A 23,201-nucleotide genomic window follows, 5' to 3' on the forward strand; every position below is an offset into this window, starting at 1 on the left:
CGCTGCAAGGCGTTGAGCTAACGTGTACTAATGGCCCGTGAGGCTTGACCCTATAACACCCAAGGGGTCTGGTCGTGATGATAACGAGGAGTGTGAACGCACTCGCAACACCGGATACGCGGCAGTGAGCCAGAGCGCTTGCTGACAAGAGACGCACACAATACACGTCAACGAATACGCAGCATGATATGCATTACCTGTTACGCCTGACGACCATAGCACGCGTGAACCACCTGATCCCATGCCGAACTCAGAAGTGAAACCGCTTAGCGCCGATGGTAGTGTGGGGTCTCCCCATGTGAGAGTAGGTCATCGTCAGGCACTTATATCGTAGAAAGCCCCGAGCACACTGTGTTCGGGGCTTTTTGCGTTTGGCACTTGCGCAAAACCCTCATGGCTCGGGCTGTGGGGGTGATATGCGTTGATAGGCTGCCTTGGGGAGCCGTTGTTGCTTCGCTGCGATGTTATCATGTGTTTTCGAGAGGGCAGTGACGGCTCCATGTTTACAGAGAGGTGAAAGGTGAGTGACACGATACCCACGGCGTGGCTGGTCTATTGTCGACCCGGTTTCGAGGGCGATACGTTGGCGGAAATGCAGCATCATGCCAAACAGCAGGGGGTGAACTGCGAACCAGCCCATGGGGCCGGATGGGTCAGCTTGACGCGACAGGATGGTGAGGCGATCAATGACCTGCACCGCCAGGCAGCTTTCCAGCATCTCATCTTTGCCAGGCAGAGTCTGGCAGCCCTGCCGCCCTTGGTGCTGTCCCGTGAGGATCGTCTGACCGCCATTCTCGATCAGGTCAAAGCCAGCCGTTGGAGCTTTGAAGAGATTTGGCACGAAACACCGGATACCAACGATGGCAAAGCACTGTCGGGGTTGATCAAGGCGCTCACTCGCCCGCTGCAAAACACGCTGAAAAAGCGTGGGGCGCTGCGAGGCAAGGCTGGCGGAAGACGGCTGCATATTTTCTGGACGGACGGAGACCGTGTGCAGCTTGGCATGAGCTTCCCTGACAATCGTAGCGAGCTGTTGAACGGAATCCGGCGGCTACGCTTTCCTTCCCGTGCGCCAAGCCGCTCGACGCTGAAACTGGAAGAGGCCTGGCACGAATTCATTCCACGCGATCAGTGGGATACTCGCCTGGCGGAGCACATGCAGGCAGCGGACCTGGGGGCGGCGCCAGGAGGCTGGACATGGCAGCTGGTGCAGCGCGGCATGTACGTCTATGCCATCGATAATGGGCCGATGGACAAAGCCCTGATGGCGACGGGTCAGATCGACCACCTGCGTGAAGATGGCTTTACCTGGGAGCCCCCTCAGCGGCTGGATTGGCTGGTGTGCGACATCGTGGACAAGCCTGTACGGGTATTGGCCATGGTAGAGCGTTGGTTGACGCGTAAATGGTGTCGTGAAGCTATCTTCAACTTGAAGCTGCCCATGAAGAAACGCTGGGACGAAGTGACGCGCTGCCTGACGACGCTGGAAGCCTCGTTGGCGTCAGCCGGGGTAAGCGCTAAAATAAGCTGCCGTCATCTCTACCATGATCGGGAAGAGGTGACGGTGCATGTCAGGTTGCTACACTGAGAAGGTGTGCTTGACTGGCTGAACGCTCGCCTAGTACCCCGGCTCATAGATACGAATGGCTTCATCTTCGGTGAGAAGAGGCAGAATGCGCTGCATGGCCATGGCGCGAGCCTCGCTTGCGTGCCACTCTTTCCAAGCGCGCAGGTCACGCCATTTGGTGATCATCAGTCGACGGTCGGTGTGGCCGCGCTCTACCAGCGTTTCACCACCAACGAAGCCACGAATGCCCAATGATACGCGCATGGCTTCGCGTGCGGCCTGCTCATATTCATCTTCCAGGCCGGGCATGATGCGTCGTTCAATGATGACTTTTATCATAGTGTCTGTTTCCTAACCGAGAGAGTCGATGACTGATCCTACACAAGCCCCCAGTGCTTTCGATGCCGAATTGGACACCACCGGGCTGTACTGCCCAGAGCCCATCATGCTGATGCACAACAAGGTGCGTGACATGGCGTCGGGCCAGGTGCTGAAGGTCGTGGCGACGGACCCTGCGACGACGCGCGATGTCCCCAAGTTTTGTCAATTCCTGGGGCACGAGCTTATCGAGCAGCAGGGCTCTGACGACCACTACGTCTACTTTATCCGTTTGGCGTGATACTGGGGAGTCCTGGCAAGGCATGCATCGACCATGGTGCAATGCCTTGCCGGGATGGCTTCAAGAGCGCTCGTTGCTGTCGGAGACCACCATCATGGCCAGGGCCTCAAGCGTAGCCGGGTCCTCTTCGAGGATGCGATTAGCGATGTGGCGTTGGAAAAAATAGACGGTGTGATGGCGCGAGTGGGCGTCATACAGGCAGTTATCACCCAGCAGGATCGGCATCAGAGTGGCTTTTTGCTCGTCAGCCAGCAGTGCGTCCACGCTGCCGTCGCTGTACAGGCGCCACCCGTAGACCGGCTTCATATGCCAGGGGGCATTGGGCCGGTTCATGCACAAGGCATGGGTTCCCAGGGTATCGGGAAGCTGCTGGATCAGCGTCACTTCACCGGATGCCTCATACTCGAAATAGCCTGCAGCCGCGACCAGTTCGTCGTACTTGTGGTCGGGGGGAACATCGAAGATTTCATCGGTTTCGGGGTCACGGTAACCGACGAAGCAACCGCTTTCCTCGCTGTCCAGCTCATGGCAGGCCGCCAGAGACTCCATCCAGGGTACCAGCCCGGTAATGCTGCCATCTTCTCTCAAGCCCCAGGCCAGAATGGGGAGACCATAGTAGGTGTCGGGACTCGCAGCGAGCTGGTAAACCATTTCCAGTCCGTCCAGCTCCGGAGCCAGACGAACGAGACATTTTCGCGCCTGCTGACGCTGACGCACGGTATCCAGGTCGATGACCTGGGCAGAGCGAGTTGACAGGGGTGAGCCCATGGTGTCCCTCCTTGTACTGCGTGGTCACGACATTGGCAGACAGTGATTTTCATCTGCCGCTACCTTCACCAATAGCACACCTTGTCTGGAAGGTTAAGCATGACGAGCATATTTAATGCTGTGTGCAGGGCGCCAGGGTAAGCGCCAACTGACGATGATGCGCCAGAGCCCGTTGAAACTGCTGCCAGGGGGCCTCCGGGTTCTGCATGTCGAGCCAGGCCTGCTGGTAGTCAGACACCGCTGGCGGTGGGCTGACGGCATGGGTATCGAAAAGGCTATTCACCGACACCAGCCACTGCTCTGCGCGTTGCTCCAGTTGGTCTACCCAGTCAGGCAGGGCTTCTGACCAACAGCTGCTCCCTGCGTCTGGTTCGGCCTGGGCTATAGCCGCGTTTAGCTCGTTCAGGCGCTGCTCAGCCAGCAGCAAGGCGCGCAGCACTTCGGCAGTCAGCGGACGCTGCTGGAGCGTTTTGAGATGGTTTTCCAGGGTCGAGGAGTCGTGTTGCCAGGCCTGATTGAACTGCTGGGTAATCATCTGCTCAAGATAATCCAGTGCTGCCCGCTGTGCTGCCCAGACTTGATCGGGGAGTGTGTGCAGAGGATGACTGGCGCGGGCGAAACTCTTCTCCCACTCTTCCGAGGCAAAGATGGCGTTCCAGGTCGCAAAGGGCAGCTGCTCGGTTTTGAGCTGGGTCAGCTGTGCCAGGCGATGGGCGTCATCCTCACCCAGCCGTTCAGGAATATCGCTGTTCCAGCAGTGATCCAGGCGTTGCCACAGCGTGCGCTCGTAGATCCATTGCTGGCTGGGCGGTGCGACACGGCCTAGCTGATTGTTTCTGGCAGCAATCAGGGAGGTGATCTGGCACTTGCGTAACGCATAGATATTGAGCATGCCTTCGCGTATCTCCGGCAGCTCGATCACGCGCTGGCGTCGGTCGGGAAAGGCGCCTATGTTACGGGGCTGCTGGCGTTCAGGAGCGGAAATGCCGAGCTCCTCGGCAGTCGAGCGCTGGTAGGCCGCCCAGGCCTCGTCCGCGCTGTTGTCGCCGCAGCCAGCCAGCACCAGGCTGGCCGACATGACGACGGGCATCACGAGGCATGAGCGGTAGAAACTTGAAGGCCGCATGGGGTCACTCCCGTTGACTGATTCGATGTAATCGCCAAGCCAGCAAGATGGCCGCTGTCGTGAGCCCTGCAATCAGGCCGATCCAGTAGCCGTGTACCCCCAGCGGCTGTGACTCGCCGCCCATGCCATAGGTTCCCAGCCAATGACCGCCCCCCAGCCCGACGATCCAGTAGGAAAGAACGGTGATCACCATGACGATGCGGGTATCCTTGTAGCCTCGCAGCGCGCCGGCCAGATTCACTTGCAGCGAGTCCGACAGCTGAAAGATGACCGCCAGAGCGATGATCGTGAGCGCCAGGGCCTGAATGTCGCTATTGGAGGTATACAGGCTGATGACCGGTGCGGCAGTGAACCAGAGCAGCGTGCTGTTGAACGCGGCGACGATCACGCTGATCACGACACCGTTCCAGGCAACCTTGCGGGCCAGGGAAAGGCGCTGCTGCCCCAGCGTATTACCGACACGCACCGTCAGTGCCATGCTCAGTGACATGGGCAGCATGAACAGGATCGAGGTATAGCTCAGCGCGATCTGGTGAGCCCCCACGGTCACTTCACCAAGGCTGGCAATGAACAGGGCGATCAGCGTGAACAGCGTCACTTCGACAAAAATCGCGACGCCGATGGGCACCCCGACCACGAGCAGCTCACGCACGCCTGACCACTGTGGCCAGGTGGCGCCATGCCACAAGGAAACGCTGCGGTATACCGTGCCACGGCGTGTGTAGAGTGCCATGGCAATGGTCATGGTCCACATGGAGAAGGCCGTGGCAATACCACAGCCAAAGGCGCCCAGCGCGGGTAGCTGCTGCAGCGTATCCGGCAGCGCGGCGCCGAACAGGCTGACCAGCCCATCACCCCCGTAGATCAGTACATAGTTGCTGGGAATATTGACGGCCAGGCCAATCAGGCTGATCCACAAGGCTGGCCGGGTATGGTTCATGCCATCCGAAAACGCTCTCAATGCCTGAAATAGCGCGATGCCTGGCATGCCGAAGGCCACCGCGCTCAGGTAAGCAGCCGACTCGCTGGCCACTGCCGGTGGCACGTTCATCAGCTCGAAGATCGGCATGACGGCCGTACGCAGCAGCAGGGCGGCCAACAAGCCCAGCGCCAGGGCCACCCAGAGCGCCTGATGTACGGCGGGACGAATGGCGCCGTTGCGTTGCCCTCCCAGCAGTTGAGCCACGATGGGCGTCAGCCCCATCAGCGTGCCGGTCATGAACAGCATCAGAGGCATCCACAGGCTGGAGCCTACCGACACCGCCGCCAGCGACGTGGCGTCATGTCGTCCGGTCATCATCACATCGACGACGCTCATGCCTGCCTGAGCAAGCTGTGCACCACAGATAGGCAGCGCCAGGGCCATGAGTGTGCGTGTTTCAGGCCAGTAAATTTTCTTGATATCGCTAGTGAAGCCGCCCAAGGTATGGTTCCTATTTAGCAAAGAGACCCAGGAAAAAGCGATAGAGTAGCAGGAGTCGCTATACCTTGCGCTCTCCTCTTTAGCCAAGGATGGGTCCCTCGTTATACTAGTGCAACGTTCATGAATGAGATAACGGTGTGACTAACCCGCAAGAGCGCTGGACGCTCGACGATATTACTGCGCTGTTTGATGGGGTGTTTGCAGACCACTATCAGACTCGACTGATTCGCGGTGGCGATGAGCCGCTTTACCGCCCGATGAGTGAGCAAACGCCTTACCATCAGGTGATCTTTGCACGAGGCTATTTTGCCAGTGCGTTACATGAGATCAGCCACTGGTGCATCGCAGGCGCAAAACGCCGCCAGTGGGAAGATTATGGCTACTGGTACTACCCGGACGGGCGCACGGAGGAACAGCAACAGGCATTCGAACAGGCCGAAGTGGCCCCTCAGGCGTTGGAGCAACTGTTTACCCAGGCGTGTGGCCGTACGTTCCATGTCAGTGTGGACAATCTGGGCGGCGGGGGCGAGGTGGACCGGGAGGCTTTCGCAAGACGCGTGGCAGCGAGGGCCGAGCGCTATCGGCAAGAGGGACTGCCCCTGCGCGCCAATGCGTTTCGGATGGCATTGGCGCGCTACTATCAGCACCAGGACACGCTGGAGCAGGCGATTCGGCAGGGGCACCGCCTGCTGGACGATGCTCTGATGAAAGTGGGTTAGTCAGCCTCGGACAACTGCTGATGCAGGGTCAGCATGACCTCGATTTCGTGCTCGGGGCGCATGGGTTCTAGGCCCAGGTCGTTGAAGGTATCACTGCGCAGGCGGTGCCATTCGCTTGAGCTGAGGGTTTCATACAGCACTTGTGCGGGTGCCAGCTCCACAAAAGGGTCCAGCCCGTAGGTGTCGAACAAGCGGGCAAGGGCGGCCTCGTCTTCGCCGTTGTCGCTGGTGTACAGTGTGGCCGAGAAATGGTCGTTCTCCAGCTCGCGGATCACATCCAGCGGGCTGACCCCCAGGCTCTCCAGCTCTTCGATGCTGTAAGCCCCCATGACATTGCTGTCTTCGGTAATCCAGCTGTCATCCGGCTGGATCAAGGTCTGCTTGATGCGGCCATCGGGCAGTGACCATGCAATCGACAGCGGCAAGCCATTGTCTTCACCTATCTCTATGGCAATAAAACCGGGGTAGTCGGCCATGGTTGTCGTTCCTTCTAGGTATCCGTGTCGATACGGAAAAATTGCAGGGCGGTCCGGGTGGTCGCCGCCGCGAGTTCAGTGTCACTCACCTGATGCCAACGAGCAATCTCCTGCACGATCCAGGGCAGCAGGGCAGGCTCATGGCGTCTGCCTTTCAGCTTGGCGGGCAAATTACGGGGCAGCAAGTAAGGGCAGTCGGTTTCGACCATCAATCGATCCAGCGGGATCTCGCGCACCAGGTCACGCAGGTGATGCCCGCGCCGCTCGTCACAAATCCAGCCCGTCAAGCCGATGTGCAGGTCCAGCTCCAGATAGCCCCGCAGCGTTTCACGGTCTGCGGTAAAGCAGTGGATCACCGCGTGGCTGATATCGTCGCGCCAGTGGTGCAGGATCTCACGCATGCGCTGTCCTGCATCACGCTCATGAAGAAACAGCGGTAGCCCGGATGCCGCCGCCAGGGCCAACTGCGCTTCAAAGGCGCGCTCCTGCTCCTGCGGTGTGGAAAAGTTGCGGTTGAAGTCGAGCCCGCACTCACCGACCGCGACCACCTCGGGCAGTGTATAGAGATTGCCCAGCGCCTGGGCCACGTCTTCGCTCCAGCCACTGGCATCATGGGGATGCACCCCCGCAGTGGCATACAGCCCCGCAAACTGCCGAGCCATCTCGACGGCCTGCCTGGCGTGGGCGACATCCGTTCCCGTGACGATCATTGTGGTCACGTTGGCGGCTCGGGCCCTGGCAATCACGTCGCTCAAATCGCGCTGAAAGCTCTCATGGGTCAGGTTGGCGCCAATATCGACCAGCGGTGTGCTGGGGCGAAACTGTAGCGCTTCAGGTAACGCGTCGTGTGCTTGCTGAGTCGCCAATGTGCTCATCTCTTCTGTGGGCCAGTGGCCCCATTGTAACGCTGGAGCCGCTTGGCTCGCCAACGCAAGCCGCCATGAACGTGGCAAGTAATCACACTGCAAATGGCATGAATTGCAAAAAAACTGGCTCAATAGGTAAACAGTGCAGGCCTGTTTGCTCTTACCATGAAAATGAGTCACCGCCATGCCCGTGATTCAATGAGTGAAGGCGCAACGCCAGCGTTGTGATTTTCACCTCAATAACAACAATAGAGAGGTACCCTCATGCCGTTATCACGTCGTTTCACCCTGTCTGCGTTAGCTTCTGCGGTGGTTGCTGCAGGCTTCGTTCCGTTCGTTGCCGCCCATGAAGGGATTTCTGATAACGAAATCCGCATTGGCTATCTGGCCGATATGTCAGGCGTTTACCGCGATCCTATCGGTTCTCTGGGGCTCGATGCCATTCAGATGGCGATCGAGGATATTGGCGGCAGTGTCAACGGGGCGGATATCGTGGTGTTCAGTGCCGATGATCGTAACAGCCCTGACGTGGGCTCCAGCGTGGTGCGTGAATGGATCGATGAGCGCAACGTCGATATGGTCACGGGCCTGGTGGCATCATCGGTCACGTTGGCGGCTGTCAGTCTGCTGCAGGAGGCCGACAAGCTGGGGCTGGTGAATGGTGCCGTCTCCTCCGGCGTGACCAACGAACACTGCTCTGCGAATCATATTCACTGGGTGTATGACACCTGGGCGATGTCGAACGGCACCGCCAAAGCCATTACCGAAGAAGGCTACAAAAACTGGTACTTGTTGAGTGCCGATTACTCTTTTGGTCATGCGTTGGAAGCAGACGTCGAGCGCGTGGTCACTGAAAACGGTGGCACCATCGTAGGGCGTGCGCGTCATCCATTCCCCAATAACGACTTTTCATCGTTCATGTTACAGGCGCAGGCCTCTGGTGCTGACGTCATTGCGCTGAATAACGCGGGCGGGGACACCATCAACGCGGTTCAGACGGCGGGGGAGTTTGGTATTACCCAGGCCGGGCAAATCCTGGCGGGAATGGTGCTGTTCAGTACCGATGTGCGCAGTATCGGGCTGGAAAATGCCCAAGGGCTGCAGTTCACCAAAGCCTGGTATTACGACTTGAACGAGGAAACCCGCGCTTGGGCAGAACGCTTCCGGGAGCGTACGGGCAGCATGCCTACCATGGTGCACGCTGGCCTCTACTCCAGCACTCGCCACTACCTGGACGCCATCGCTGCCACCGGGACAGACGATACCCAGACGGTGCGTCAGCAGATGGCCGACACGCCTATCAACGATATCTTTGCCCAGAACGGCTATATCCGCGAAGACGGCCGTATGGTCCACGACATGTACCTGGTGGAAGTCAAAACCCCGGCAGAGTCAGCAGATGAAGACGACTTGTTCCGGGTGGTCCGCACCATTCCTGCCGAGGAAGCGTTCCGGCCACTGTCTGAAAGCGTCTGCCCACTCGTAAAGGGTTAAACAGCCATGACGTCTGTAGATAACATTCATCGCAATACGATTGGCGCTGCGCTTGACCGCAGCGCGCGCAAGCATGCCCAGAAGCGGGCTTTGACGTTCGGCGAGCGTACGTGGAGTTATCAAGCGCTCAATAACGCGGCCAACCAGGCGGCAAATGCGCTGCTGGAAGCAGGGCTGGCGCCGGGCGACCGCCTGGCGGTATACGGTAAAAACTCGGATGCCTATGTGATCGCGTGGCTGGCCTGTAGCAAGGCGGGCCTGATTCACGTCCCTGTCAATTTTGCGCTGAGCAGTGACGAGCTTCGCTACATTCTGGAGCAGTCGGGCGCAAAAGGGGTACTGAGCGACGCGGTGCTAGGTGACAAGGTTCGCGCTGCCGTCGCGGGACTGTCGCTGGTCGTCAACGGTACCCTGCAGGCGGAGGGGGCATCGCTTCAAGAAGACGCCTTCGACGTACTGGCGTGTACCCACGGGGTTCATGCTTCTCTGGCTCATGCTGCCCATGAGCCAGACGTCGCGCTGGAGGGGGCCAGCATCGCCCAGTTGTTATATACCTCTGGTACCACGGCAGCGCCCAAGGCTGCCATCATGAGCCATCAAGCGCTCATGGCCGAGTACATGGCGTGCATGGTGGCGTTGGATATCCAGGCAGATGACGCCGTGCTGGCAGCGCTGCCCTTGTACCACTCGGCGCAAATGCACGTGTTTCTGATGCCTGCGCTACTGCTGGGAGCGCCCGTCATTCTGCTGGAGGCCCCCCTGCCGGAAAGCTGCCTGGCTGCCATTTCACAGCACCAGATCAGCTCTTTTTTTGCCCCTCCTACCGTGTGGATCAGTCTGTTACGGCACCCTCACTTCGATCAGTACGATCTCTCGAGCCTCAGAAAAGCCTATTACGGGGCCTCCATCATGCCGGTGCCGGTACTCGAAGAGATGCAGCAGCGCTTTCATGGTGTCGGCCTGTACAACTGCTACGGACAGAGCGAAATAGCGCCCTTGGCGACTGTTTTGCGACCAGAAGAGCATGCCGAACGGCCGGCCTCTGCTGGACGACCGATTCTCACGGTCGAAACGCGCATCGTCGATCTGGAGGGCAACGATGTTCCGCCGGGAGAGCATGGGGAAATCGTCCATCGTTCTCCGCAGCTCATGCTGGGCTACTGGGACAAACCCGAGATGACCGCAGAGGCATTTCAGGGAGGCTGGTTCCACTCTGGAGACGTGGGGTATGTCGATGAAGCGGGCTATTTGTACATCGTCGACCGTATCAAGGACGTGATCAATACCGGCGGTGTGCTGGTCGCCAGTCGAGAAGTGGAAGAGGTGCTGTTCAAGCACACGGCGGTTTCAGAGGTGGCGGTTGTGGGGCTGCCCGATGACAAATGGATCGAGGCGATTACCGCGGTGGTGGTGCTCAAGGAGGGGCAAAGCGCCAGTGAAGCGGAGCTGATTCGACACGCCAAGGACCTGATCGCCCCTTACAAGGTACCCAAGCGGGTGATGTTTACCGACGCACTGCCCAAGAGCACGGCAGGTAAAATTCTCAAGCGCCATCTGCGCCAGGCGCTGGGAGAGTCATGATGGACGACCAGGAGCTGGGGCTCTTTCAGCCCATGATTACCCGCTGTTTAGCGCAGGAAGTAGCGCCTTTTTACCAGCAGTGGGAGGAGGCGGGGGAAATACCACGCTCCCTGTGGCTGGCGCTGGGGGCGGCAGGGCTGTTGGGTATTGACCTGGCAGAAGCGTACGGTGGCTCAGAGGCCGATATCGCCATCACGCAAAGGGTGCTTGAAGAGATGTCTCGTCAGGGCTTTGGTGGCCTCGCCAGTGCCTACAACATCCACGCCAATATCGTCATGCCGTATGTCCAGAGGCTGGGGACACCTGGGCAGAAGGAAAAGTGGCTGCCGCGCATGGCCTTGGGGGAGTGCCTGGGGGCCATTGCCATGAGCGAACCCCACGCCGGGAGTGATTTGGCCGCGATGAAAACCCGCGCCACGCGGGTAGAGGATGGCTGGTTGCTCAACGGCGGCAAGCTGTTCATCACCAATGGTCAGGTGGCCGATCTGGTGATCGTGTGCGCGAAAACCGATCCCAGTGCCGGCGCCAAAGGGGTCTCGCTATTTTTAGTGGAAACGTCGCTGCCCGGCTTTTCCCGGGGTAAACCGATCAAGAAAATAGGCCAGCATGCCAGCGACACTGCGGAGCTGGCCTTTGGTCAGTTGAAGTTGCCCGCAGACGCGCTATTGGGCAACGAGGGCGAAGGGTTTCGTTACCTCATGCAAGAGCTGCCTCGTGAGCGTTTGGGGGTGGGTGCCCAGGCCCTGGGGGCAATAGAAGGGGCGCTAGCGTTAACCCTCGAATACGTCACCCAGCGTGAAGCTTTCGGTCAGCGGCTTGCCGATTTTCAAAACACCCGCTTTACGCTGGCGCAGCTCAAAGCCCAGCTTGACATGGCCCGGGCTTACTTCGAACAGTGCATGGAGCGGTATCGGCAAGGCAGCATGAGCAGCACCGAGGCGGCGATTCTTAAATTACAGCTGAGCGAACTGCAGTGTCATGCGGTGGATCGCTGTCTGCAGTTGTTTGGTGGCTATGGCTACACTCATGAGTACCCCATTTCGCGCTTTTATCTCGATGCTCGGGTACAAACCATTTATGCCGGCAGCTCCGAGATCATGAAAGAAGTGATTGCGCGCTCGCTGCTGGGCAAAGCCTCTTGAGCAAGAGGTCCAAAAAACGGTCGACAAGGAGTCTATATGCAGTTGGATAGCGTGGTGATTGTAGGGGGCGCGCGCACCGCCATCGGAGGGTTTGGCGGTTCGCTATCCGCCTTCGCCCCCCATGAGTTGGGCGCCATCACCGCCGTGGAAGCCCTGCGCCGGGCCGGGGTGGAGGGCGCCGACATCGATCATTCGGTTTACGGCCATATCATCACTACTGGCCCGCAGGATGCCTATCTGGCCCGCCACATCGCACTCAGTGCAGGCGTTCCCAAAGAGGCCGGTGCCTTCAACGTTAATCGCCTGTGCGGCTCTGGCGTCCAGGCGGTGGTGTCTGCGGCTCAGCAGATTGTCCTGGGCGACAGTCGCCTCGCTTTGGCGGGCGGTGCCGAAAGCATGTCTCGCGGAGCCTACGTGTTGGCCCCGCAGGCGCGCCACGGTATTCGCATGGGGGACACCCGCATCGAGGATTTGACGCTTGGCGTGTTGAGTGACCCGTTCGGCAGTGGTCACATGGGAATCACCGCTGAAAATATCGCGCAGCAGTACGGTTTCAGCCGCGAGCAGTTGGATCAATTCGCCCTCGAGAGCCATCAAAAAGCAGCGCGGGCACTATCGGAAGGCCGCTTCGATGAGCAGATCGTGCCGGTAGAGGTGACCCGGGGCAAGCAGACGCTGACCTTTGCCCGTGATGAGCATGTCCGGGAAGACGTGGTGCTCAGTGACCTGGCCCGGCTGAAACCGGCTTTCAAGCGTGAAGGGGTCGTGACCGCAGGCAATGCCTCAGGGATCAACGATGGCGCCGCCACCCTCGTACTGGCCCATGCTGAAGAGGCCCGGAAACGAGGGCTCACCGTGCGTGCGCGGTTGCGGGTGGCCACCACGGCGGGCGTGGAACCATCACTGATGGGGTTGGGGCCCATTCCCGCCGTCAAGCGTTGCTTGCAGCAGGCTGGATTGACCATCCACGATATCGATGTGATCGAATCCAATGAAGCCTTTGCGGCTCAGGCCATGGCGGTGGCCAGCACGCTCGATTTTCCGCTGGAAAAGCTCAACCCCAATGGCGGTGCGGTCGCTCTTGGGCATCCGGTGGGGGCCACCGGCGCCATTTTGATCCTTAAAGCGCTGCATGAGCTGGAGCGCATTCAGGGGCGCTTTGGACTGATTACGCTGTGCATTGGTGGCGGGCAAGGTATCGCGCTACTAATCGAGCGTTAAGTTGCCCCAGACATCCAACAACAATCAAAGGTACGTTTTATGCCGACGATAACGCCAAAACTGCTTCCTTCGACGTCCTCCGCCACCAACCCTCCCATGCTGATCAAGGATCTGCTGGAGTCTGGCGTTCGCATGGCGGGCAATAATCAGATCGTGTACCGCGATCAAGGCCGTCACGACTACCGCCGTTTTCAAGAGCGTGTCCATCAACTGGCTCATCTGTTGACGGCGCAGGGAGTGCAGGCAGGAGATGTGGTGGCGGTGATGGATTGGGACAGCCACCGCTATCTGGAATGCTTTTTCGCCATTCCCATGATAGGCGCGGTGCTGCACACGGTGAACGTCCGCCTGGCACCCGAACAGATTCTCTACACCATGCAGCATGCGGAAGACGTCTTCGTGCTGGTGCATGAGGACTTCGTGCCTCTGCTGGAGCCGCTGGCGCAGCAACTGCCCGATATTCGTGGCTACGTGCTTTGTCAGGAAGAGCGCCGTGACGTCTCGACGTCGCTGCGATTGGTGGGGGAGTTCGAAGCCCTGCTGGCTGACCAGCCCAGCCATTATGATTTCCCCACGTTCGATGAAAATGGCGTGGCCACGCTGTTCTACACGACCGGCACGACCGGCAACCCGAAAGGGGTGTTCTTTACTCACCGTCAGCTGGTGTTGCACACGCTGGGCGAGGCCAGCACGTTCCAGGCGCCTGGCTTCGAGCTGTTGAACCGAGACAAGGTGTATATGCCCATTACGCCGATGTTTCACGTGCATGCCTGGGGCGTCCCTTACACCGCCACGCTGCTGGGCGCGACGCAAGTGTACCCGGGCAAATACGAGCCGGAGCTGCTGGTGAAGCTGCTGGTCAGTGAAAAGGTCGATTTTTCTCACTGCGTACCGACACTGCTCAACATGGTGGTGAGCGCGGAGGCCATCGCGACGAAAAAAGTCGATTTGACCGGCTGGAAAGTGCTGGTCGGAGGCAGCGCCTTGACCCAGGCGTTGGCAAGCCGTGCCTGGGCGCTGGGGATCGACACCCGCAGCGCTTACGGCATGTCGGAAACGTGTCCTCTGCTCACCGCCGATATCTTGCCGAAGGAGGTCGCGGAGGCTGACTTCGAAAGCCAGCTCCCCTGGCGCTGCAAGGCCGGTCTTCCGGTGCCGTTCGTGCGGCTGCAGGTGGTCGATGTGGACGGTCAACCGCTTCCTCATGATGGCCAGAGTGTGGGGGAAGTACGCGTACAAGCGCCCTGGCTCACCCAGGCTTACTACAAGGAAGAGACGCGTAGCGAAGAGCTATGGCGAGAGGGGTGGTTACACACCGGGGATGTGGGGTCGCTGGATGCGCATGGCTTTTTGGCCATTAGTGATCGCATCAAGGACGTCATCAAGACCGGCGGCGAGTGGCTGTCCTCCCTGGAGCTGGAAAGCTATATCAGTCAATGCCCCGGCGTCGCTGAGGTGGCGGTCATCGGCGTGGCGGATGACAAGTGGGGGGAGCGCCCCGCAGCGCTCGTCGTACCCAGCGACCTCAATCGGCCGCCTACCGTCGAGGCGATTCAGGGGTTCATGGAGCAGTTCGTGGCGCAGGGCAAGCTCAACCGTTGGGGAGTGCCTTCATTGATACGTTTCGTCGATGAAATACCCAAGACCAGCGTAGGCAAGCTGGATAAAAAACGTATCCGCACGGAGATCTAGCGGCTCAGAGCGCGGTGCCTGCTGTCTGCGCTTTGCGGTAGGCAGCAGGCGAATTGCCGGTCCATTGCTTGAAGGCTCGGCTGAAGCAGGCCTGATCCTCGAAGCCGAGGGTTTCGGCCAGCGCGGAGAGCGGTTCCCTGCTGCGGGTCAATACCTGAATGGCCACGTCCCGCCGATACTCGTCCTTTACCGCCTGAAAGTGGGTGCCCTCTGCCTGCAAGTGGCGTGAAAGAGTACGGACGGACACGTGCAGCGCATTGGCCACGTCGTGAATGGTGCTGGAAGAGAGCTGGTGGCGGTGCAAGTACTCCCGTACGCGATGGGTGGCGATACGGTCTTCGAAAGAGACATAAAACCAGTCTGCTGGCGCACGCTGCAAAAAAGCCCCCAGGTGCTGCTTGCGTTGTCGGACGGGATGTTCCAGAAAAGCCGTATCGAAATAGACCGCCGTTTTCGGCTGGTTGAAGGTCACCTTGCCTGGATAAAAATAGAGATAGTCAGCTCGATGGGCGGGCTGTGGATAGCTGCACTCCATCAATATGGGCGGGATTTTTCGCGCGATCAGCCAGGAAGCAATGCCGTGAAAGAGCTTCAACATCAGCTCATGCACCAGAATGTGGCTACCCTGAAGCGGTTTGTGCTCCTCGAGGGCCATACGAGCCAGGTCGCCCTCCACGGAAAAACAATAGCCAAAGTCATCCAGCACAATACGAAAAAACTGGGTGTAGCGATGTAGTGCGATACGCAGCGTGGGGGCATCCAGCATGCTGAGGCACAGCAGTTTGAGAGTGCCGCAGCGCAGTGGTCGAGAGAAAAAACCGGGCGTCTCATCGTCGAACTCCACCGCCAGAAGCCGATAAAGCTGGGCAAACTGTTCCACCGTTACACGGCCATTGGGAGCCTCGAGCAAGAACGGGGAAATGCCAGACAGCATCAAATAACGCGTGGCCGCTTGCCCGGTGGGAGCCAGGCCACGAAACAGCTCGTTGACAAAGTGCATGGAGACGGTAACGGTCACGCTTTTCCACCCTGTAAGTGCCACAAGACAGCCGTAGGCGTTGCCCCTTTCACGCTGGACGTTAGCACGTTGTACCGTCGGGCTCTATATGAGTGCACCGTTACAGGGATCCATGCGTTACACTGTGCGCCTCACGACGAAGGAGGACACTGCGTGACCCTGTTACGACTCGAACAGCTGCAACTCGCTTACGGCACCCAGGTACTATTGAATCGCGCCGACCTCACGGTTGAAAAGGGCGAGCGGTTGGCGCTGGTCGGGCGCAACGGCACCGGTAAATCCACCCTGTTGAAACTCGTGGCAGGCGACATCCAGGCGGACGACGGCACCATCTGGCGCGCGCCGGGGCTGAAAATCGGCGTGCTGGCCCAGGAGCTGCCCGAATCATCGGGCATGACGATTTTTGACATGGTAGCCCAGGGGCTGCCCGAAGCGGGCGAGCTGCTGTCGGAATACCAGCATCTGATCAACGACCCCGACCCGGACATGAACCGCATGGCCACGCTGCAAACGCGGCTGGAAGCGATTGATGGCTGGTCGTTCCACCAGCGTATCGACGTGGTGCTGACGCGCCTGGGCCTGCCGCCCGAAGCAGAGATGAGCGCGCTCTCCGGTGGCTGGCGTCGTCGCGTGGCCCTGGCCAGGGCGCTGGTGTCGGAGCCGGACTTGCTGCTGCTGGATGAGCCCACCAACCACCTGGATCTGGATACGATTGCGTGGCTGGAAGAGCAACTGCTGGCGTTCAATGGCGCCGTGCTGCTGATCACCCACGACCGTGCCTTTCTGTCGAAGTTGGCCACCCATATTCTGGAACTGGACCGTGGCAAGCTGGGCCGCTACCCCGGCGTGTATGCGGAGTATCAAGAGCGCAAGCAGCACGAGCTGGAAATCGAATCGCGTGAAAATGCGCTGTTCGACAAGAAGCTGGCCCAAGAGGAGACCTGGATCCGTCAAGGAATCAAGGCGCGCCGAACCCGTAACGAAGGGCGCGTGCGGGCTCTGGAAGCGATGCGCAATGAGCGCAGCCAGCGCCGTGAGCGCCAGGGCACGGCCAACCTGACCGTGGACAGCGGCGAGCGCACGGGCAAGCGGGTGGTCGAGCTCAAGGGCGTTAGCCAGTATTTTGGCGACGACACCATCTTGCGCAACGTCAATCTGGAAGTCATGCGCGGCGACCGTATCGGTTTCCTGGGTCGCAATGGCGCGGGCAAGACCACGCTGTTGAAAATCCTGCTGGGCGAGCTTGCTCCAAGCGAAGGCAGCGTGCAGCTGGGCACCAACCTGAAGGTGGCCTACTTTGACCAGCTTCGGGCGGGGCTGGAGCTGGAGAAAACCGTTTACGACAACGTGGCGCAGGGCAGCGATCGGGTCACTGTCGGCGGCAAGGACCGCCATGTGATGAGTTACTTGCAGGATTTCCTGTTCACGCCGGATCGTGTGCGTCAGCCGGTCAAGGCGCTGTCGGGGGGCGAGTCCAACCGCCTGCTGCTGGCCAAGCTGTTTACGCAGCCTGCCAACGTGCTGGTGCTCGATGAGCCCACCAACGACCTGGACATGGAAACCCTGGAGCTGCTCGAAGAGCTGCTGCTCGACTTCGATGGCACGCTGCTGCTGGTCTCCCACGACCGTACCTTCATGGACAACGTGGTGACCAGTATGCTGGCCTTCGAAGGGGAAGGGCGCGTGCGCGAGTACGTGGGTGGCTACACCGACTGGATTCGACAAGGTGGCAAGCTGCCCCCAGCCCCTTGGGAGGGTGCTGCCCGCCAGCAGACGGAGCCGACATCGGCACCTGCGCCAGAAGTGGTCGAAAAACCTGTCAACGAGCCTGCCAGGAAGTCCGTGAAGCTCTCCTACAAGCTGCAGCGAGAGCTGGATGCGCTGCCTGCCGAAATAGAGCGGTTGGAGCAGGAAGTCGAGACGCTTGAGCAGGAAGTGGGCGATCCGGGGTTTTACCAGCAGGAAGCCACCGCCGTGACTGCCAGGCTGCAAGCCCTGGAAAAAGTGCAGCAGTCGCTGGAAACGGCAATGGAGCGCTGGATGGAGCTGGAGGCGATGGCGAACGGCGAATAGCCTTCAAGGCGCTACAAAAAAGGCCCCGTAAGGGGCCTTTGGCGTTAGGGTCGGTCATGGCCGATCACTCGTCGCTCTTTTCGCCTTTCTTGCCGACGCGCACGGCCAGTACGTCGCACTGGGCGCCATGCAGCACGCCGGTAGAGGTAGAGCCCAGCAGCAGGGCAAAGCCGTGGCGGCCGTGGGAACCCACCACGATGAGATCCACATTGTGCTCATCGGCAAAGCGATGGATCTCGGTATCGGGCATGCCCACCACCACGTGCTGGTCGGCGGGCTCGACGTGCGGAGCGGCAATGTCGGCCAGACGCTTTTTCGCGTGATCGTCCAGCTGGTCCTGAATGCTGGTCAGGTCCATGGGTATGTCGCCACCGTAGGCGAAGCCCAGCGGCTCCAGCGTGTGCATGATCGAGAGCTTGGCGCCGTTATTGCGTTCGGCAATCGCCACGGCGCGCTCAAGGATCTTGTGAGAGTCCTTGGTGAGGTCGACGGCGACCAGAATGTGGTGATAGCTCATGGCGTATCTCCTTGGTGGTATTTAACAAAGAGAAGCTTCGTTAGATAACCTTACTTTAGGCCGGGTAGTGGCGCTGCACAACGACCTGGATCATGGTTTTTTGCAATCGTTGCCCTGCACGGCAATGCAAGAGGTGGCTAAATGGAATGGTTGGTGATTGTTCTGATTCTGCTGTTCGTGATGGCGCCGGTGATGTGGCTCAAGCCCAGCCCCCGTCAGAAGCGCCAGATGGCGCTACGCGACAGTGCGCGGCAGCAGGGGGTGACCATCAAGATGGCCGTGCCGCCGCTGCATCATTTCAAAGGCACCATGCCAGCCTATCGGTGGCGGTTTGGCCAGGAGACGCCGGGGCCGGATTTCGTTCTGGTGCGCGATAGCCATGCCAGCGCGGCGCTGGAAGCCTTTCATGCCGGCTGGCGGTGGCGTATTGCGCCGCTGCGACCGCTACCGGAGAGCGCCGACGCCACTCTGCGCACCTTGCTGGAGCGTTTGCCCCAGGATGCGCTGGTGCTGGAGTGCAACTCGTACGCCTTGACGCTATGGTGGTGGGAATCACAAACCGCCGAACGCTTTACCAGCTACCTGGGCGATATCATGACCTTGAAAGAGGCGCTGGGCGGCCTGTCAGACCGCCCCCCAGGCAAGGCGCTGTCGTCAGGCGGTCGACCCTCCTGACGAGATAGCTGTCCTGACGAGATAGCTGTTCGCGGCCGCCGGTAGATCATACCGACGGCTTGTCCTGGTCTCTGGCCTGCATGGCCAGACCATTGGATTCGATTTGCGCCAGCCACTGGTCCAACTGGATCAGGTCGCTGTCGCTCAACCCGGCGAAGATCTCCTTGCGGGCGGCGAGCACTACGCTGTCGATTTGTTCCAGCAGCGGCATCGCCGCCGGGGTGAGATAAATGCGCTTGCTGCGACGGTCATTGTCACAGGCTCGCCGCTCCACCAGCCCCTGCTCTTCCAACTGCCCCAGTGTGCGCACCAGCGAAGGTGCCTCGACACCAATGGCCCGCGCCAGATCGCACTGCGGGTTGCCTTCGCCGAGCTTCCACAAGTGATAAAGCGTGACCCAGCGCGTTTGGGTCAGCCCCAGCGGTGCCAGCCTGCGGTCGATGATGGAGCGCCATAAATGGGGCAATCGGGCAATACGAAAACCAATAGTTGAAGCCATAGTCGCTAGCTACCAGAAAATGTGAGTGGGCGAATTGTCATAAGCTGCGCCGCTGAATGCAAGGCGTTATGCTAATCGGTGGCGTCGGGGGCCTGCTGGTCAGAGCGGCTGCCTGCCACGAATCGCCGCAAATTGAGCGCGCTTAATCCGCTGCGCTGAATGGTGCTGTCGGCCATGGAGGCCTGCTGCTCGTCATCCGAGACCGTGAATCGGATCAGCCCCAATCGTTGTCCTCCTTCGGTCATGATGTCGACTCGCCAATCCCCTGCGGGGTTTTCAGGGAAGTTGCGTTTATGGCTCCAGGCGCGATACCCCTGCTCACGACCGCCGTTGATGGTCAGGGCAACGCGGTCCATGGGCGTACCATTATGATGCCAGGCATGATAAATGGTTTCGCTCAAGCCGCGTGGTGCGCGAATGGCGGTATATACATAGAGCCCATGGGTGCGCAGGGCCTCGGGAGTCAGCGGAGTGGCACCCTGGGGCACGCGCTGCTGGGTATCGAAAGCAGGCGATAGCGCGCTGCCCGTCATCCACAGGCTGGCGGGGGGCACCCAGACGCGGCCAAGCCAAGCGCCGTAGGCCAGCACCATGGTCAAGGCAAGAAAACCACACCAGCGCGCCAGGCTGCGTTGCTTCAGCAGATGCCAGAAGCTGGGCAGGGCCACCAGGACGGTGAGCACCAGCGCCAGCAGCAGGCTTTGCCGGGTGGTCAGATGCAGCATGATCGGCAAGATCACCAGCAGAACCAGAAAGACGCATTGCGCATGAAACATGAAGTACAGGCTGCGCCATCGTCCGGCCAGCTTGTAATACAGTGGGTCGATGATCGATAGCACGGCCATGGCCATGACCAGCAGGGCAAACAGCGTCTGCCCGCTATTCCACACCGTGGTGATCAGGATGAACGGCAGGGTGAAAAACAGCGTCTCCTGGTGAATCATCTGGGCAATGAAAGAGGCAATGCCCTTGGGCAGGGTAGGGTGGCCGCGCCTGGCCAGCAGCCGCCCGATCAGGCTTTCCGACAGCAGCAGAAGCCAAGCCACCAGCAGCCCCACCGCCAGGGCCACTCCCAGCCACTGCTGACGATCCACCAGAAAAAAACTGCCCAGGCCTGCTGCAAATGCCATGGGCGGCCACAGCCAGCTCCATGGTTTCAGGCGCTCTACAAGACGCTCGACCCAGGCCTGTACGGCCCGTGTCCGAGCGGGATTCAATAAAGTGCCCATCGTCTGATCGCTCGATTCAATCGTGAAGTGTGATGATTCCTTAGCATACGCACTAATTTCCGCATACGTCGCAGTCTGCAAGACAAAAACGCAAAAATGATGGCAGCCGCTGATGGCTGCCAAGATTCATGAAAGGTCCCCACAAGGACTATGCTGAGGGCTGGATTAGCCAAAAGTCAGGGGTTGACGTACTCGAGCAACTCCACCAAGCTAAGGCAATCAAACGACCGTATGAATGCGCGGCGGGTTCGCCGAAGCTAACCTGCCCGACACTATGTGGAGAGAGCGCGAATGATCTATCAAGGCAATGCCATCACGGTGGAGCGTCGTGACACCCAGGGTGGCAATGATGTCGCAGTGCTCACTTTCGACCTGAAAGATGAGTCCGTCAACAAGCTTTCCAGTGCCGTGGTGGCAGAGCTGGGAGACGCGGTCAAGGCGCTGCAGGCCGCAAGTGGTGTGCAAGGTCTGATGATCCGCAGTGCCAAGGACGTGTTTATCGTCGGTGCCGACATTACCGAATTCCACAGCCTGTTCGACAAGGGCGAAGAGTACCTGGTGGAGATGAACCTCAAGGTTCACGATATCTTCAACGCCATCGAAGACCTGCCGTATCCCACCGTGACGGCGATCAATGGACTGGCGCTGGGCGGCGGCTGTGAAGTGCTGTTGACCACCGACTATCGCGTGATGAGCGAGAAAGCCAAGATTGGCCTGCCGGAAACCAAGCTGGGCATTCTGCCAGGCTGGGGTGGCTGCGTGCGCCTGCCGCGTCTGATCGGGGCAGACAACGCCGTGGAGTGGATTGCCGGTGGCACCGAAAACCGTGCCGATGCCGCCTTGAAAGTAGGCGCCGTTGACGCTGCCGTTGCCCATGAGCTGCTGGAAGAGGCAGCGCTGGACATCCTCGACCGCGCCAATGCCGGTGAGCTGGATTACCAGGCCCGCCGCGAAGAGAAAACCTCTCCGCTGAAGCTCAACGCCATCGAGCAGATGATGGCCTTCGAAACCGCCAAAGGCTATGTGGCCGGTAAAGCAGGCCCGCACTACCCGGCGCCCGTGGAAGCCATCAAGGTCATCCAGAAAGGGGCCGGAGAAACCCGTGCGCGTGCCCAGGCCATCGAAGCCAAGTCCTTCGCCAAGCTGGCGCTGAGCAGCGTTGCCTTCAACCTGGTGGGGCTGTTCCTCAACGATCAAGTGGTCAAGAAGAAAGGCAGCAAATACGAGAAGCTGTCTCAGCCGGTCAAGCAGACTGCCGTACTGGGTGCTGGCATCATGGGTGGCGGTATCGCCTACCAGAGTGCCAGCAAAGGCACTCCGATCCTGATGAAAGACATCAAGGACGATGCCATCGAGCTTGGCCTGAAAGAGGCTCGCAAACTGTTTTCCAAGCAGGTAGAGCGCAAGAAGCTCACCACTGAGCAAATGGCCGAGAAACTCTCCAACATCCGCCCGACGCTCTCTTACGGCGATTTCGGCAATGTCGATCTGGTGGTCGAAGCGGTGGTGGAAAACCCCAACGTCAAGGATGCGGTGCTGACCGAAGTAGAGGGCATGGTGGGTGAGAACACGATTCTTACCTCCAACACGTCCACCATTTCGATCAACCGTCTGGCGAAGAATCTGAAGCGCCCGGAAAACTTCTGCGGTATGCACTTCTTCAACCCCGTGCACCGCATGCCGCTGGTGGAAGTCATTCGTGGCGAGAAAACCTCCGACGCCGCCGTGGCCGCCACCGTGGCTTACGCCCGCGCCATGGGCAAGACGCCCATCGTGGTCAACGACTGCCCTGGCTTTTTGGTCAATCGCGTACTGTTCCCTTACTTCGGCGGCTTCAGCTTCCTGGTAGAGCAAGGGGCCGACTTCCAACGTGTCGATAAGGTCATGGAGAAGTTTGGCTGGCCCATGGGCCCGGCCTACCTGCTGGACGTGGTCGGCATGGATACCGCCGTGCACGCCAACGAGGTAATGGCCGAAGGCTTCCCTGACCGTATGGCGCGTGAAGGCAAAACCGCCATTCAGGTGATGTATGACAACCAGCGCCTGGGCCAGAAGAACGACAAGGGCTTCTACGCCTACGAAGAGGACAAGAAAGGCAAGCCGAAGAAGGTCAGCGATGAGCAGGCCCATGCCCTCGTGAAAGACGTCGTGAAAGAGCAGAAAGAGTTTTCCGACGAGGACATCGTGGCGCGCATGATGGTGCCGCTGTGCCTGGAAACCGTACGTTGCCTGGAAGACGGCATCGTCGAGACGCCCGCAGAAGCCGATATGGCACTGATTTACGGCATTGGCTTCCCGCCCTTCCGCGGTGGCGCGCTGCGCTACATCGATGCGTTGGGCGTGGCCGAGTTCGTCGCTCTGGCCGACCGTTTGGCCGAAGAGTTGGGACCGCTCTACGCACCTACCGAGAAACTGCGCGCCATGGCCAAGAACAACGAGCAGTTCTATGCCGGTTCTACTGCTAGCGCTCAGGCCTAAGTCACCACCCACAGGAGA

Annotated in this window: 21 protein-coding genes and 1 rRNA gene; 12 read left to right on the forward strand and 10 right to left on the reverse strand. The window is 59.7% G+C overall.

The window, feature by feature from the left end; translation table 11 throughout:
• Positions 1-205: 205 nt before the first annotated feature.
• A 5S ribosomal RNA gene (gene rrf, locus IE061_RS15555) occupies positions 206-321 on the forward strand.
• 199 nt (positions 322-520) lie between these two features.
• The gene (gene rlmM, locus IE061_RS15560; protein WP_039179339.1) at positions 521-1,588 is read left to right on the forward strand and encodes a 23S rRNA (cytidine(2498)-2'-O)-methyltransferase RlmM; all 1,068 of its coding nucleotides are present in this window, start codon (positions 521-523) and stop codon (positions 1,586-1,588) included.
• A 30-nt stretch (positions 1,589-1,618) separates the two neighbouring features.
• Here rlmM and IE061_RS15565 read toward each other — a convergent pair whose 3' ends face one another.
• Positions 1,619-1,906, reverse strand: coding sequence for an antibiotic biosynthesis monooxygenase family protein (locus IE061_RS15565; RefSeq protein WP_016914310.1), 288 nt, complete (start codon positions 1,904-1,906; stop codon positions 1,619-1,621).
• A gap of 28 nt (positions 1,907-1,934) precedes the next feature.
• Here IE061_RS15565 and tusA point away from each other — a divergent pair, with 28 nt between their 5' ends.
• Positions 1,935-2,186 carry a sulfurtransferase TusA gene (gene tusA, locus IE061_RS15570; protein ID WP_039179343.1) on the forward strand — a complete coding sequence of 84 codons (252 nt, stop codon included), beginning with the start codon at positions 1,935-1,937 and terminating at the stop codon, positions 2,184-2,186.
• Between the two features lie 60 nt (positions 2,187-2,246).
• On the opposite strand, the gene IE061_RS15575 is transcribed toward tusA, so the two are convergent.
• The 3 genes from IE061_RS15575 to IE061_RS15585 all read right to left on the reverse strand — a co-directional run bounded on the left by IE061_RS15575 (position 2,247) and on the right by IE061_RS15585 (position 5,503).
• Positions 2,247-2,954 carry a hypothetical protein gene (locus IE061_RS15575; protein ID WP_039179348.1) on the reverse strand — a complete coding sequence of 236 codons (708 nt, stop codon included), beginning with the start codon at positions 2,952-2,954 and terminating at the stop codon, positions 2,247-2,249.
• Between the two features lie 112 nt (positions 2,955-3,066).
• Complete coding sequence (locus IE061_RS15580) at positions 3,067-4,080, reverse strand: DUF3080 family protein (protein ID WP_144984461.1); 1,014 nt, start codon at positions 4,078-4,080, stop codon at positions 3,067-3,069.
• A gap of 4 nt (positions 4,081-4,084) precedes the next feature.
• A complete protein-coding gene (locus tag IE061_RS15585; RefSeq protein ID WP_039179355.1) occupies positions 4,085-5,503 on the reverse strand; it encodes an MATE family efflux transporter in 1,419 nt (472 codons plus the stop codon).
• A gap of 137 nt (positions 5,504-5,640) precedes the next feature.
• Between IE061_RS15585 and IE061_RS15590 the strand changes: the two genes are divergently transcribed.
• Positions 5,641-6,222 (forward strand): elongation factor P hydroxylase, encoded by a 582-nt coding sequence (locus IE061_RS15590; RefSeq protein ID WP_039179358.1) that lies wholly within the window; start codon positions 5,641-5,643, stop codon positions 6,220-6,222.
• On the opposite strand, the gene IE061_RS15595 is transcribed toward IE061_RS15590, so the two are convergent.
• Together IE061_RS15595 and IE061_RS15600 are read right to left on the reverse strand one after the other, a co-directional pair.
• Positions 6,219-6,698: a hypothetical protein gene (locus IE061_RS15595; RefSeq protein ID WP_016914304.1), complete on the reverse strand. Its 480-nt coding sequence runs from the start codon at positions 6,696-6,698 to the stop codon at positions 6,219-6,221. The genes IE061_RS15590 and IE061_RS15595 overlap by 4 nt on opposite strands.
• Before the next feature lie 14 nt (positions 6,699-6,712).
• Positions 6,713-7,573, reverse strand: coding sequence for a TatD family hydrolase (locus IE061_RS15600; protein WP_039179361.1), 861 nt, complete (start codon positions 7,571-7,573; stop codon positions 6,713-6,715).
• A 255-nt stretch (positions 7,574-7,828) separates the two neighbouring features.
• Between IE061_RS15600 and IE061_RS15605 the strand changes: the two genes are divergently transcribed.
• The 5 genes from IE061_RS15605 to IE061_RS15625 are packed head-to-tail and all read left to right on the forward strand — an operon-like array spanning position 7,829 to position 14,694.
• Positions 7,829-9,058 carry an ABC transporter substrate-binding protein gene (locus IE061_RS15605; RefSeq protein ID WP_039179364.1) on the forward strand — a complete coding sequence of 410 codons (1,230 nt, stop codon included), beginning with the start codon at positions 7,829-7,831 and terminating at the stop codon, positions 9,056-9,058.
• A gap of 6 nt (positions 9,059-9,064) precedes the next feature.
• Entirely contained in the window at positions 9,065-10,639 is a 1,575-nt protein-coding gene (locus IE061_RS15610) for a fatty acyl-CoA synthetase (RefSeq protein WP_039179367.1), read from the forward strand.
• On the forward strand, positions 10,639-11,781 hold the full coding sequence (locus tag IE061_RS15615; RefSeq protein WP_039179372.1) for an acyl-CoA dehydrogenase family protein: 1,143 nt from the start codon (positions 10,639-10,641) through the stop codon (positions 11,779-11,781). Before IE061_RS15610 ends, IE061_RS15615 begins: the two co-directional genes overlap by 1 nt.
• Positions 11,782-11,817: 36 nt before the next feature.
• Positions 11,818-13,002 (forward strand): beta-ketothiolase BktB, encoded by a 1,185-nt coding sequence (gene bktB, locus IE061_RS15620; protein WP_039179375.1) that lies wholly within the window; start codon positions 11,818-11,820, stop codon positions 13,000-13,002.
• Positions 13,003-13,041: 39 nt separating this feature from the next.
• Positions 13,042-14,694 (forward strand): fatty acid--CoA ligase, encoded by a 1,653-nt coding sequence (locus tag IE061_RS15625; protein WP_039179377.1) that lies wholly within the window; start codon positions 13,042-13,044, stop codon positions 14,692-14,694.
• Between the two features lie 4 nt (positions 14,695-14,698).
• Here IE061_RS15625 and IE061_RS15630 read toward each other — a convergent pair whose 3' ends face one another.
• Positions 14,699-15,712, reverse strand: coding sequence for an AraC family transcriptional regulator (locus IE061_RS15630; protein ID WP_084123787.1), 1,014 nt, complete (start codon positions 15,710-15,712; stop codon positions 14,699-14,701).
• Between the two features lie 153 nt (positions 15,713-15,865).
• On the opposite strand from IE061_RS15630, the gene IE061_RS15635 reads away from it, so the two are divergent.
• The gene (locus IE061_RS15635) at positions 15,866-17,785 is read left to right on the forward strand and encodes an ATP-binding cassette domain-containing protein (RefSeq protein WP_039179386.1); all 1,920 of its coding nucleotides are present in this window, start codon (positions 15,866-15,868) and stop codon (positions 17,783-17,785) included.
• A gap of 64 nt (positions 17,786-17,849) precedes the next feature.
• Here the strand turns inward: IE061_RS15635 and IE061_RS15640 are convergent, their stop codons facing one another.
• Positions 17,850-18,302 carry a universal stress protein gene (locus IE061_RS15640; RefSeq protein ID WP_016914281.1) on the reverse strand — a complete coding sequence of 151 codons (453 nt, stop codon included), beginning with the start codon at positions 18,300-18,302 and terminating at the stop codon, positions 17,850-17,852.
• Between the two features lie 141 nt (positions 18,303-18,443).
• Here IE061_RS15640 and IE061_RS15645 point away from each other — a divergent pair, with 141 nt between their 5' ends.
• On the forward strand, positions 18,444-18,977 hold the full coding sequence (locus tag IE061_RS15645) for a hypothetical protein (RefSeq protein ID WP_039179390.1): 534 nt from the start codon (positions 18,444-18,446) through the stop codon (positions 18,975-18,977).
• 46 nt (positions 18,978-19,023) lie between these two features.
• On the opposite strand, the gene slyA is transcribed toward IE061_RS15645, so the two are convergent.
• Both slyA and IE061_RS15655 read right to left on the reverse strand, forming a co-directional pair.
• The gene (gene slyA, locus IE061_RS15650) at positions 19,024-19,476 is read right to left on the reverse strand and encodes a transcriptional regulator SlyA (RefSeq protein ID WP_039179393.1); all 453 of its coding nucleotides are present in this window, start codon (positions 19,474-19,476) and stop codon (positions 19,024-19,026) included.
• A gap of 71 nt (positions 19,477-19,547) precedes the next feature.
• Positions 19,548-20,705, reverse strand: coding sequence for a DUF5924 family protein (locus IE061_RS15655; protein WP_039179397.1), 1,158 nt, complete (start codon positions 20,703-20,705; stop codon positions 19,548-19,550).
• A gap of 291 nt (positions 20,706-20,996) precedes the next feature.
• On the opposite strand from IE061_RS15655, the gene fadB reads away from it, so the two are divergent.
• Positions 20,997-23,183 carry a fatty acid oxidation complex subunit alpha FadB gene (fadB, locus tag IE061_RS15660; protein WP_039179401.1) on the forward strand — a complete coding sequence of 729 codons (2,187 nt, stop codon included), beginning with the start codon at positions 20,997-20,999 and terminating at the stop codon, positions 23,181-23,183.
• Positions 23,184-23,201 lie beyond the last annotated feature (18 nt).

The organism is Vreelandella hamiltonii (assembly GCF_014651795.1).
GTDB classification, from domain to species: Bacteria; Pseudomonadota; Gammaproteobacteria; order Pseudomonadales; family Halomonadaceae; genus Vreelandella; species Vreelandella hamiltonii.